Origin of the sequence: Myroides gitamensis, from assembly GCF_029894455.1 — a bacterium.
GTDB classification, from domain to species: domain Bacteria; phylum Bacteroidota; class Bacteroidia; order Flavobacteriales; family Flavobacteriaceae; genus Flavobacterium; species Flavobacterium odoratum.
Window position 1 is genome coordinate 431,614 of the sequence record NZ_JARYHN010000001.1, and the last position, 14,054, is coordinate 445,667.

4 protein-coding genes are annotated in these 14,054 nt (G+C 35.5%); 2 read left to right on the top strand and 2 right to left on the bottom strand.

The window, feature by feature from the left end; all coding sequences use genetic code 11:
- Both M2306_RS02005 and M2306_RS02010 read right to left on the bottom strand, forming a co-directional pair.
- On the bottom strand, positions 1 to 1,290 hold the full coding sequence (locus M2306_RS02005; protein ID WP_259189036.1) for a TolC family protein: 1,290 nt from the start codon (positions 1,288 to 1,290) through the stop codon (positions 1 to 3).
- 509 nt (positions 1,291 to 1,799) lie between these two features.
- Positions 1,800 to 4,970, bottom strand: a complete 3,171-nt coding sequence (locus M2306_RS02010; RefSeq protein ID WP_259189035.1) for a cytochrome c biogenesis protein CcsA — start codon at positions 4,968 to 4,970, stop codon at positions 1,800 to 1,802.
- Between the two features lie 208 nt (positions 4,971 to 5,178).
- On the opposite strand from M2306_RS02010, the gene M2306_RS02015 reads away from it, so the two are divergent.
- Both M2306_RS02015 and M2306_RS02020 read left to right on the top strand, forming a co-directional pair.
- On the top strand, positions 5,179 to 6,378 hold the full coding sequence (locus M2306_RS02015; protein ID WP_115090960.1) for a pyridoxal phosphate-dependent aminotransferase: 1,200 nt from the start codon (positions 5,179 to 5,181) through the stop codon (positions 6,376 to 6,378).
- Positions 6,379 to 7,665: 1,287 nt separating this feature from the next.
- A complete protein-coding gene (locus M2306_RS02020; protein ID WP_259189034.1) occupies positions 7,666 to 14,049 on the top strand; it encodes a beta strand repeat-containing protein in 6,384 nt (2,127 codons plus the stop codon).
- Positions 14,050 to 14,054 lie beyond the last annotated feature (5 nt).

Consider the following 14,054-nt stretch of genomic DNA (forward strand, 5'->3'; position numbering starts at 1 on the left):
TTAAATATCTTTTCCAATAGCGAATTGTAAATTTTCTAGTTGTTCGTTTAATTCCTTTTTAGTTTCGAGTAGAATATTTTTGTTGTCCACATAAGCTTCTACAAAATCTAAATACTCAATCATGCTGACGTTCTTTTTCTGGAAGTTTTTGACATAAGCCTCCAGTAGTCTATCTAGTTGAAGTTCATAATCAGCATCAATTTGGTTGTATAAGTCTTGTGCTTGTGTATAGTTTCTCAAGGCTTCTATGATGTCATTGCTAATTTCATTCTTCTTGTTTTGGGCCTCTAACTCTGCGATTTGAACCCCTAGTTTTGCTTCTTTGATGTTGCCTTTGTTGCGGTCAAATATGGGAAGATCAAATGACAGTCCGAAACCAACAAAATCGCGCATAATATTTCCACCTCGATCATAATCAACCCCTAGTGTGATATTGGGTGTACGCTCAGCTTTTTCAATCTCTACCTGTTTTTTTGCTTGATTGATGAGGTTGTCGTTGAGCATGATATCAGGTCTATTCTCTTGGGCGTGAATAATCCAATCTTCAATTTGTAGTTCACTAACCAGTTTAGTAGGTATTTCTAGCTCATTAGTAACGTAAATCGGTGTATTGGTTCCAATGTTGATGAAATTTTTCAATTCCTTCAAAGCCTCTTCCAATTCCTTCGAAACATCAACTAATTCTTTTTTGAATTGCAATTGAGCTGCTTTTAATCGGATATATTCACTTTGACTAATATTCCCTTGGTTCAGCTGATTTTTATAACCTGTAATCAAGAGGTTGGTATTGTCAATTTGTTTTTGGTAAATCTCTTGCTGTTGTTGTAAAACTTGAATGGACGTTAAGGTATTGCGCAAGGAAAGTTTGGATTCGCGTAAAACGATTTCAAAATCCGTTTGGCGTTCTTCAATACTCAATTTTTGAAGATCAATGCGCTTGCGTCTTTTTCCTGCAGTTTCTATTTCCTGTTCAAGGTGAAGAGAAATTTGCTGGGAAGTTCCCCAATTACCGAAGATAATGGGTTGCTCTTCAATATCTGTGGTGCGCCATACATTGACTTCTGAAATTTCAAAAGTAGGATTCGGCCATAATCTAGCCTGAATCAATTGGGCTTCCGCTTGAGAGATTTCCAATTTTTTAGCCAATAGATCTAAATTTTGTTCTAGAAATAAAGTCTCTATTTCTTCTTTGCTCAATTTTAGTGCTTGCTTTTTTTCTTGTGCTTGTGAAATACACGTAGAAAGAACTAAAATAGATAAGGTTAGTACACGTCTAAACATCTTGCTCATAATTTATGGTTCAAAATTACATTCCTCATATTATAGGGACTTTGGAGTCGCATTAATAGGATATTAAAACTAGATTAGAATTCGATTAGAACTTCTTTATCCTGCTATTTTCAGGTAGATAAACAAAAGGTATGCCAATAAGGATAAATTGTTGATTGAATTACATATTATGCTTTGTTTTATTTTTGTTTTTATGTGAAATAAGGAATTAATGTGTAAGTTAATTTTAAAAATTTTATAAAATAAAATACAAGTTAAGTATTTTTAACAAATTTATCTAAGAGCGTCTATACCTGTAAGGAAAGGTGTGTGATATAACCTAGTATTTTGAAGAGTTTGGTCTATTGTTAGGTTAATGTACTTCGTTTTTTTGGAGTTTTTTTCTTATACTGAATCGAAAGAGAAGGATAAGGAGAAAATTACAATTTAGGAGAGAAATAGGAGAGAGGGAAAATAAAAAAGCCTATTACCGAGCGGTAATAGGCTTTCTTTTATGTTTAGAAATAAAATTATTTCTTTAAATGTTTTCTGTATTGAATGAAAGATAATATACTGATTACACTTACAAATCCAATAGACCACCAAATGATTGTTGGTGTAATTACTTTATCACCTGATGCGTATGAGTGTAATCCGCTTAAGTAGAAGTTTACTCCAAAATACGTCATCATAATCGCGTAGTAAGCAAGAATACTAAATACGTTGTAAATCCACGTACCGCGCATTGCTGGAACTAAACGAGCATGGATAACAAAAGCATATACCATAATACTGATCAATGCCCATGTTTCTTTTGGATCCCATCCCCAGTAGCGTCCCCAGCTTTCGTTGGCCCACTGACCACCTAAGAAGTTTCCTATTGTCAAGAGCACTAAACCAACAGTAAGTGCCATTTCATTGATATAGGTTAATTCCTTGATGTTTAAATCCATTTTCTTTTTGTTCTTGCTGTTGGTTAAGATCATCAAGATTAATGCAACAATCCCTAGAATCATTCCCAGTGTAAATGGACCATAACTCGCTACAATAATCGCAACGTGGATAATTAACCAGTAAGAGTCTAATACAGGTTGTAAGTTTGAAATTGCAGGGTCCATATAGTTTAAATGGGCAGCCCATAAAATCATTCCCGTAACGAAAGCTGTTGAAGCAATGGTTAACTCTGATTTCTTACCGAAATACAATCCGAATAGAGTAGTTGCCCAAGCAACATAGATTACTGATTCATACGCATCACTCCAAGGAGCGTGTCCTGAAACATACCAACGTACCGCTAAACCTAACGTGTGGATAACAAATAAGGCAAGGGTTAACCAATGACCAACTTTGATCGCTTTACTCGCAAATTTATTTGGTTTTAAAATCGTCCAAATGATAAATATGAAAGAGAAAAGCGCAACTATCATATAGTATTTATACAACGTTTTGAAAATATCGTATTGGTTGTATAAAATTTCAAATTTGATTTTACTGTCTGATGGCATTACGTTTTTACCATACGAATGCTGGAACGTATTGATGTGTTCTAAGTATTCTTCTGCCTTTGTGTAATCACTTGTACGTTTCGCTTCAAATAAAGCAGGAACATACATACGAGAGAGGATATTCTTTGTAAAAGTAGAATCCATACCCGTCATACCTGATTCGTTTAACTCTAAAGGAGAAATCCATTTATCGTTATCGTGTTTTGGAATCGGGAAGATGGCTAACATTCTTCCTGTAAAAGCCGCATTTAATAAAGCTACTTTACCATCCAAATCCAAGAAATCAGTTTGGAATTTATTTTTCACGCTCGCGTGGTTGGCCTCGTCTACGTATTTTACAATTTTGTAATTGCCATTTTCATCAAAGAAATCAACAAATGAAGCATGTTTTGTACCCTTAGGTAAACCTAAAATTTCTGTAATTTTATCGTTTCCTCTTTGTAATTCAATGATAGGAGCAAAATACCAAAAGTTTGGAGCGCCTTCCATTTGTTGTGCAACAGTAAATTGCGTAATAGATAAGAAGACTTGATCCGGAGTTAATCCTTGGTAATTTTCTTTTTTATAAACCTTTCTCAATAATTCAGAAGAGAAGGTATTGATTGGTTTCATACGTCCACCGTAATCTTGAATTACCAAAGAACCGAATTTAGCTGCGTGTTCTTTGCTTATTGTATTGGCGTGTATGATTGAATCAATAACAGCAGCGCTTGGTTTTTCAGGTGCATGCATGTGTTGAGCTGAAGCTCCAACAGAGAATAAAAGAACAAGTAGAGTCAACATCGACGCTTTTTTGTCTCTTACTTTATTTAATTTGCGTTTTAAGTCAGCAAAACGCGAGTTTTTGTCAAATAAAATCCAAATTAAACCTACGTATAAGAAGAAATATCCGATATACGTGATCCAAGTTCCCCAGAAATCGTGGTTTACAGATAGGATAGTCCCTTTTTCATCCGGGTCAAATTGCGCTTGGAAGAAACGGTATCCTTGATAATCTAAAATATTGTTCATATAAATACGTGCATCAAAAGAGTTTTCACCATCTAAAACAGTTACTTGACTTTCGAAAGCAGAATAACTCTTTTCTGTACCTGGGTATTTATCTGCGATAAATTTATTCAAACGCACTTGGAAAGGTGTGGTATAAACTTTACTACCATAGAGTAAAGTAAACTCTAAATCACCCAATTGAATTGCTTGAGGTTCACCCATTCTACCTGCTTTTCCTTTCAAGATTACTTCTTTTTCAAGTCCTTGAGAACGCACAGTAACAATAAGCGCATCAGCAGTTTGTAGGTCTTTAAAATTACCGTTAGAAACTACTTTTGTTTTTCCTTTCATTGGCAGTTCAGGTAGTACAAATTGAGTACCTGCCATCGTGTAAAGTGAACGGAAGTTTAAAGGTTGTTTTTCATTAGCAGCTACATCTCCTGTCGATTGATCTGCCATTTTCATGTAATTTCCTGTAAAAGGAGAGTCAATAAAGAACTCGCCATTTTCAGTAGAAATATTGATTGCTCCATCCGTAGGAACGTTATAACTAAATAAAACGCCGTGAATGCTTGCTACTTTTCCTTCTTCTAGGTAGTGTTCGTGGCGTTCACCATCTCCAGATTCTACTAGTTTTAAGAAGTTTGTACCATTGGGATCTGCTTCAATCACTTCTTCCGCAGCCATGATAAAGTCTTTATATTCAACTTCAAAAGGAATTCCGTTGAAGTCTTTTTTCATTTTGAAATGGTTGTCGGTTACTTGTGAAAAGTATTGGTTCATTTCAAATGTACGTCTTCTGGTTTCTCCTTCGTATTCTCCATCAGCCATAACCGTTAAGAAGGTTTTGTCTGAAAAGATACTGTCCGCTGTTTCTCCTTCGCGAATAGGCATCATCCCTTCAAAGCTGATGTATCGCGTGATAAAAGCCCCAATCATAATCAAGATGAAGGCAGCATGCAGCATAAAAGTGGACCATTTTTCTTTGGATAGTAAACGATAACGTTTGATGTTTCCAATAAAGTTGATTAGGAAAATCAACATGATTAACTCAAACCATTTGGTATTGTAGATAAGAATCCGAGCGGTTGTCGTGTTGTAGCGATCCTCAATAAAAGTTCCCAGGGCAAGGGCTACTGCAAATACGATGAAAAGAACAGCCATTAATCGGGTTGAGGAAAAAAAAGATATGATTTTTTTATCCATGAGTTGTTGATACGTTGTTTTTATAATGGAACAAAAATAACCAAAATGCCCAGCAAACCTGTATATTTAACTTATTATTTAGGAATGAAAATAACTTTTTTTATGCGTAAAAAAATCTAAATTTGCAAAGATCTTTACCTCATTTGATCGATGATTAAAAAATCAACAAGGTTTGGTCGCTATTTAGTGAATTAATAAAAAATTAACCATGCCAAAAATCTCTCAAAAAGGCATCCATATGCCTGAGTCTCCGATTAGAAAATTGGTTCCTTTTGCTGAAAAGGCGAAACAAAAAGGACATCATGTTTATCATTTAAACATTGGTCAACCCGATATTAAAACTCCAGTAGATGCTTTACAAGCGGTAAAAGATGCAGATATAAAAGTACTTGAGTACAGCCATTCTGCAGGTTTTGAAAGCTATAGAATTAAATTAGCGAAGTATTATCAAGCGCATCAAATTGATGTAAATGCTCAAGATATCATCATCACAACAGGTGGATCAGAAGCATTAATGTTTGCTTTAGGTAGCACCATGGATCCAGGAGATGAAATTATCATTCCAGAGCCATTCTATGCGAACTACAATGGATTCTCAATTTCAAATGGGGTGAACATTGTTCCGGTAATGTCAACCATTGATACAGGTTTTGCTTTACCTGCTATTGCAGAGTTTGAAAAGTTAATTACACCAAAAACAAAAGCAATCTTAATCTGTAATCCTGGAAACCCAACAGGTTATTTGTATTCAGAAGAAGAAATGAAGCAATTAGCGGCTTTGGTAATCAAACACGATTTGTTTTTAATTGCTGATGAAGTGTACCGCGAATTTGCTTATGATGGATTCAAACATATTTCTGTAATGAGTATGCCAGAGTTGGCGAATAACGCAATTATGATTGATTCTGTTTCGAAACGTTATAGTATGTGTGGAGCTCGTATTGGTTGTATTGTTTCTAAAAATAAAGAGGTAATGGATGCAGCAATGAAATTTGCACAAGCGCGCCTTTCTCCTCCTACATTTGAGCAAATTGCAGCAGAAGCAGCTTTAGATACGCCACAATCGTATTTTGATGAAGTAATCACAGAATACAGAGAGCGTCGTGATGTTTTCATTAAAGCGCTACAAGAGATTGACGGTGTTTTTGTAACGGTTCCGAATGGATCATTTTACTGTGTAGCTAAATTTCCAGTAAAAGATGCGGATGCTTTTGCAAAATGGTTGTTAGAAGAATTTGACTTAAATGGAGATACAGTTATGATTGCTCCTGCTGCAGGGTTCTATTCTACACCAGGTGTTGGATTGAACGAAGCGCGTATGGCGTATGTCTTGAAGAAAGAAGATTTGATTCGCTCTGCTGAAGTGTTGAAAGAAGCATTAAAAGTATATCAAACGATTGAGAAATAATCGTCACTATTATATCGTATAAATGAAAACCACGCCTAGGCGTGGTTTTTTTGTTTTAAACAAACTTTAAATAGTAGAAACTAAAGGATAGGATCATACTTCCTTGAACATTACTAAGGGTTTTCTTTGAGTTTTCTTTGAGTTTGCTTCGACATTCCTTCGACAAAAAGGCCTTTTTACCAAGTATACTCCTAGGATACTCCAAGTATACTCGAACAAAGCTACTTCTATAGTAGTATAAAGGGGCTCTAATTCCTTTGTGATTTACCTAGCATCTCTTTTGTGATGAACTCAAAAAATTAGGTTTATTTGAGCTTAAACTCGTTCAGTATTTAGGAGATTGGTCTGAACTCCTCTTTTTTTATAATATGAAAAACAAGCTACCTTCATCAAGCTATAAAGTATTCAATTTTTAATTACTCTTTTTAATGTAGGAAAAATTACGTGGATTATTTTCCATAGCAACTAAAATAAATCGCTTTCCACAAGATTCGTTTGACACAAAGAAGCAACTTGTTTTTTATTCTTCAGGATTAGATCACAAATAAATTTAACCATCCTTCAGGGGGCAAAACTATAAAAAACGCAAAATAAGACGTACTGTTTGATTATTGTTTTATTCAAGGTCTCTTAGGTGTTAAAATAAATAAAAATGGATTAGCGTTAAAATATGAAGGTCGTTTTTGGATCGAAATATGTGTTTATTCCTTTTATAGGGAAAAAAGGATTTATAGGTCGTTTATTTTTTCTGAAAAAAGGAAAAAAAGAAAGGAATAAAAAACGCAAGTACAAGTTGTGTAATAAGGACATTTCTCTCTCCTTTTTCTCCTATGTTTTTCAATGCTTCAGCAAGACTACAGCTCGTATTTTACTTTTTTTAACAACAAAAAGCGGAATTGACTTTTTACTTATATGATTTATATCATGTTTTTGTACTTTTTTTTCGTACGTATAGAAAATGAAACCTACTGGCTCTTTTCTTTTTATTAACTAATTGATTATTAAGTTTTTAATGTTGATTCATATTGTTGGAATGTAGTCCTTGCTAATAATGTGAAACATGTATTATAGATATAATTGAGATTTTTGTTAAAGAAAAATGATAGCGTGAAAAGCGTTTCATCGCATCGGTTGAATTTGAGTTCAAGCAGAACAAAAAGGAACGAATTGATGCGAATAGAAGAAGTAACAAAATGGACAAATTGAATTGAAGACCTCTGTTAACTACGTCTAGTTTTAATTGCCGAAAAGATATATAAAGAATAATACGACACAAAATAATAAGTTATGAAAAAAAGACTAATACCAATTGCACTTGTTATGGGAGCAATATCAGCAAACGCACAGGTGGGTATTGGAACATCAACACCAAATAAGTCAGCTGAATTAACAGTTCACGCTAAAAAAGGTGATCGAGGAATTTTAATTCCTAATGTGTCTTTATCTAGCACTAAAGATATTGAAACGATCAAGAATGGAAACGTAAATAGCTTGTTAGTATTCAATATTAATACCGTGAGTGATGTTACTCCAGGTTATTACTATTGGTATATTGATACATGGCAACGTTTAACAACAGAGAGCGATATTCCAGCTATTGTTGTAAATAACTTTGAAAATATCCTAAATATGGAAGGTGATAAGGTGACAAACCTTATCAAAAATATTGTTAGAAATACGGAAGGTAATGTAATTTATGAAGGGGATAAATTATATTATATCAATGCCGATGGAGACAAAGTTGAAATCAATTTTGGCGATATCGTTGCGGCGAATGAAAGTAAAACTGTTATCGTTTCTAATACATCAAAGAAACAACAGTATTACATTTCAGAATCGTATTTACAAGTTAATGACACTCCTACACAAGCAACAATCGACACATGGGCTGCAGGTACTATACCAGCAGGCGTGTACGCGATTGATGTAGTAGGAGGTGTTGTTAACAATTTTGAGGAAGTAGTAAATCAAGGGCCTATTAATGTAGATGGACGTACGTTCCCTACAATTAATGACTACATCACGTATTTAACTGAAAGTACAGGTGGATTTACTAAAATTGTTTACGATGTAACAACTGGTGATGCTATTTTCCAAGAATGGGATGAAGTAACAAAAAGCTGGGTAAATGTAAACAATGCTAAATTCAAAAAGATTGTTACAGATAACGAAAGTAAAACTGTTATCGTTTCTAATACTTCAAAGAAACAACAATATTATATTGCTGAAGCTTATTTACAAGCGAATCAATTGCCTACACAAGCGACAATTGATGCTTGGACTGCAGGAACTGTACCAGCAGGAGTTTACGCAATTGACGTAGTAGGTGGAGTGGTAAATAACTTCCAAGAGTTTGTAAACCACGGACCTATTACTGTAGATGGACGTACGTATCCTACAATTAACGATTACATTACTTATTTAACTGAAAGTACAGGTGGTTTTACTAAAATCGTGTACGATAGTCAAAATAGAAATGCAAGCTTCCAACAATGGGATGAAGCTACGCAACAATGGGTAAATGTTATCAACAGTAAATTCAAAAAAATCATTACAGATAATGAGAGCCAAACGGTAATCATTACAGTAAATGATAAACAATACTATGTATCAGAAGCTTATTTAGCTGCTAATGATGGAGTAGTTCCTACAACAGTAGATCCTACAAACTTACCAGCAGGTATTTATGCAATTGATGTAGTAGGAGGCGTAATCAACAACTTTGAGGAAATCGTGAATAACGGACCTATTACAGTTGATGGACGTACGTACCCTACAATCAATGATTACATCACGCATTTGACACAAACAACAGGTGGATTCACTAAAATTGTTTACGATCAAACAACAGGAGATGTAATTTTCCAAGAATGGGATGCTTCTACAAATTCATGGGTAAATGTAGATAACAGCAAATTCGAAACAATCGTTCAAGCAAATGAGAGTCAAACGACAATCATTACGGTAAACGACAAACAATACTATGTATCAGAAGCTTATTTAGCTGCTAATGATGGAGTAGTTCCTACAACAGTAGATCCTACAAACTTACCAGCAGGTATTTATGCAATTGATGTAGTAGGTGGTGTAGTAAACAACTTTGAGGAAATCGTGAATAACGGACCTATTACAGTTGATGGACGTACGTACCCTACAATCAATGATTATATCACGCATTTGACACAAACAACAGGTGGATTCACTAAAATTGTTTACGATCAAACAACAGGAGATGTAATTTTCCAAGAATGGGATGCTTCTACAAATTCATGGGTGAATGTAGACAACAGCAAATTCGAAACAATCGTTCAAGCAAATGAGAGTCAAACGACAATCATTACGGTAAACGACAAACAATATTATGTATCAGAAGCTTATTTAGTTGCTAATGGTGGAGTAGTTCCTACAACAGTAGATGCTGCAAACTTACCAGCAGGTATTTATGCAATTGATGTAGTAGGTGGTGTAGTAAACAACTTTGAGGAAATCGTGAAGAACGGACCTATCACAGTTGACGGACGTACTTATCCTACAATCAATGATTACATCACGCATTTGACACAAACAACAGGTGGATTCACTAAAATTGTTTACGATCAAACAACAGGAGATGTAATTTTCCAAGAATGGGATGCTTCTACAAACTCATGGGTGAATGTAGACAACAGCAAATTCGAAACAATCGTTCAAGCAAATGAGAGTCAAACGACAATCATTACAGTAAACGACAAACAATATTATGTATCAGAAGCTTATTTAGTTGCTAATGGTGGAGTAGTTCCTACAACAGTAGATGCTACAAACTTACCAGCAGGTATTTATGCAATTGATGTAGTAGGAGGTGTAGTAAACAACTTTGAGGAAATCGTAAAAAACGGACCTATCACAGTTGATGGACGCACGTACCCTACAATTAATGATTACATCACGCATTTGACAGAAACAACAGGTGGATTCACTAAAATTGTTTACGATCAAACAACAGGAGATGTGATTTTCCAAGAATGGGATGCTTCTACAAACTCATGGGTAAATGTAGACAACAGCAAATTCAAAACAATCGTTACAGAGAACGAAACAGTAACGGTATTAGTAAAGAATGCAAACGGAACGTTTACATACTACAACGAGAAGGAAATTGATGAAAACGGTCAACCAAAAGCAGGAGCAACAGGTGTAACAATCGATCCAGCTTTAGTAATCGTAGAGGATTTATCTAAATCAAATGGAACTTACGTATTCAAAGATTCAGAAGGAAATCCAATTGCTACAATTGATATTAATTCAGATAATATTCTTTACGACAATACTGATTCAGGTTTAACATCAACGAATGTTAAAGATGCTTTAGATGAGTTAGCGAATACAATTGCAACAACAAAAGGAGACTTAGCAGTAGCAGGAGGATTAGAGTTCACAGGAACAACAGATGGAACAGCTAAATTATTAGCTGATGCTGGAATCCAAATCGCTGACGGTGGAGTTACTACAGATAAAATCGGCGATAAAGCAGTTACTTCAGATAAATTAGATGGAGGGACAGGAGCTGAAGGACGTGTAGGTGTAGCAGGAGCGGATGGAACCATCACATACAAAACATTAGACGAAGTAGTAAAAGCAAACGAAACAGTAACGGTATTAGTTGAAAATACAAACGGAACGTTTACGTACTACAACGAGAATGAAATTGATGAAAACGGTCAACCAAAAGCAGGAGCAACAGGAGTAACAATTGATCCAAAAGAAGTATCTGTTGCTTTAAATACAACAACCAATGTTTATGAGTTCAAAAACGCAAACGGAGATGTAATTGGAGAAATTGACGCCAATGCAAATGCAATTACGTATAATGATAACTCAACTCAATTAGGTGTTACAAACGTACAAGGAGCGATTGAGAAGTTGTTAGAAAAAATCACAACGGTTGAAGGAACAAAAGGAGACTTAGCAGTAGCAGGAGGATTAGAGTTCACAGGAACAACAGATGGAACAGCTAAATTATTAGCTGATGCTGGAATCCAAATCGCTGATGGTGGAGTTACTACAGATAAAATCGGTGATAAAGCGGTTACTTCAGATAAATTAGATGGAGGTCAAGGAGTTGAAGGACGTGTAGGTGTAGCAGGAGCTGATGGAACCATCACATACAAAACGTTAGATGAAGTAGTAAAAGCAAACGAAACGGTAACTGTATTAGTAAAGAATGCAAACGGAACGTTTACGTACTACAACGAGAAGGAAATTGATGAAAACGGTCAACCAAAAGCAGGCGCAACAGGTGTAACAATCGATCCAGCTTTAGTAATCGTAGAAGATTTATCTAAATCAAATGGAACTTACGTATTCAAAGATTCAGAAGGAAATACAATTGCTACAATTGATATTAATTCAGATAATATTCGTTACGACAATACTGATTCAGGTTTAACATCAACGAATGTTAAAGATGCTTTAGATGAGTTAGCGAATACAATTGCAACAACAAAAGGAGACTTATCAGTAGCAGGAGGATTAGAGTTCACAGGAACAACAGACGGAACAGCTAAATTATTAGCTGATGCTGGAATCCAAATCGCTGAAGGTGGAGTTACTACAGATAAAATCGGTGATAAAGCGGTTACTTCAGATAAATTAGATGGAGGGACAGGAGCTGAAGGACGTGTTGGTGTAGCAGGAGCGGATGGAACCATCACATACAAAACGTTAGATGAAGTAGTAAAAGCAAATGAAACAGTAACGGTATTAGTTGAAAATACAAACGGAACGTTTACGTACTACAACGAGAATGAAATTGATGAAAACGGTCAACCAAAAGCAGGAGCAGTAGGTGTAACAATTGATCCAAAAGAAGTATCCGTTGCTTTAAATACAGCAACCAATGTTTATGAGTTCAAAAACTCAAACGGAGATGTAATTGGAGAAATTGATGCCAATGCCAATGCAATTACGTATAATGATAACTCAACTCAATTAGGTGTTACAAATGTACAAGGAGCGATTGAGAAGTTGTTAGAAAAAATCACAACGATTGAAGGAACAACTGGAGATTTAACCTTATCTGGAGGACTTGAATTTATTGAAAGAACGACAGGTGCAGCTAAATTATTAGCGGATGCAAACATCCAAATCGCTGATAAAGGAGTTACTGCTGGAAAATTAGACGGTGGTAAAGGATTAGACGGACGTGTAGGTGTTGCAGATGGTGAAGGAAACATCACATACAAAACGTTAGACGAAGTAGTGAAAGCGAATGAAACGGTAACGTTATTCGTACAAAACGCAAACGGAACGTATACGTATTATAATGAAGATCAAATTGGAGTAGATGGTTTACCAAAAGCTGGTGTAACAGGTACAACAATTGATCCAAAAGAAGTTTCAGTTGCTTTAAACACAACAACAAATGTATATGAGTTCAAAAACTCAAACGGAGATGTAATTGGAGAAATTGACGCAAATGCAAATGCAATTTCTTACGATGATTCAACAACAAACTTAAACGTAACGAATGTACAAGGAGCGATTGAGAAGTTGTTAGAAAAAATTACAACGGTTGAAGGAACTAAAGGTTCATTAACGTCAGCTTCTATTTATGTAGATGGTGGAGCAGATGCTTTATTAAAAGATGCAAAACTAGATCTTAAAGGAGGTTCAACGGATGGACAAGTATTAGTTACGGTTACGAAAGATGTTGTTATCGGAAAAGATGCAAACGGAGCTGACATTACAGAATCTCGTAAAGTAACGGAATGGCAAGATCCAAAAGACGTTGTTGCTACAACGGTAACGGCTAAGAACGGTATCACAGTAGTGAACGACGCAGATGGAAATAGCGAGTTTAGATTAGGAGGAAGTTTAGATGCAGCGACAACAATCACAACAAGTGCTACAAATACATTAGCGATTGCAGGATTGGATACGGTAACAACAAATCCAACAGCAAATAACTTAGTGGTTGCTGATGCAGCAGGTGTGTTAAAACAAACATCTGCGAAAAACATGATTGAAGATGTTATCACACAAGGTGATCTAGAGGCTAAAAAGCTAAAAGGGGTAGGTATTACAGTTACTGCTGGCGAAAATGCTGGAAATAACTTGAATACAGAAGTAGCAAGTTCTTTATTAAAAGACGTGACTTTAGGTATTGCTGATAAAGCGGTAACAGCGGGTAAATTAGATGCAGGTACAAGTACTTCAGAGGCACCACGTGTTGGAATTGCTGATCAAGAAGGAAATGTAACCTACCAAGATTTACAAACAGTAGTACAAGCAGAGCAAAAAACAGTAGTGTTAGAAAATGGTACCAATACAACCGTTTCTAGCCGTGTAAATGCTACAAATCCAAATGAGACTATTTGGAAAGTTGATGTAGCAAATGCTGTTAAAACGGTAGCTGCGGCAACAGCTTTAGTAGCAGAAGATGCTGTAGTATTAGTAGATGCTAATGCAGCACCAACAGAAGGTATCGTTATCACGCTACCAGAAGCAGACGCAAATAACAAAGGAAAAAAATACACCATTAAAAAACTAGACACGAACGAAGACGGTTATGTAGTTGTTGCAGGAAACGTTGCAGGGTTAAACGGTAAAAAGCTAGAAACAGGCTTACCATACTCTGGATGGGACTTTGTATCAGATGGTACACAATGGCAAATCGTTAACAAATTTTAATCACC

Excerpts from the sequence above, each read along its gene's own strand:
- M2306_RS02005 (WP_259189036.1), bottom strand. The coding sequence starts at position 1,290 with ATGAGCAAGATGTTTAGACGTGTACTAACCTTATCTATTTTAGTTCTT.
- M2306_RS02010 (WP_259189035.1), bottom strand. The coding sequence starts at position 4,970 with ATGGATAAAAAAATCATATCTTTTTTTTCCTCAACCCGATTAATGGCT.
- M2306_RS02015 (WP_115090960.1), top strand. The coding sequence starts at position 5,179 with ATGCCAAAAATCTCTCAAAAAGGCATCCATATGCCTGAGTCTCCGATT.
- M2306_RS02020 (WP_259189034.1), top strand. The coding sequence starts at position 7,666 with ATGAAAAAAAGACTAATACCAATTGCACTTGTTATGGGAGCAATATCA.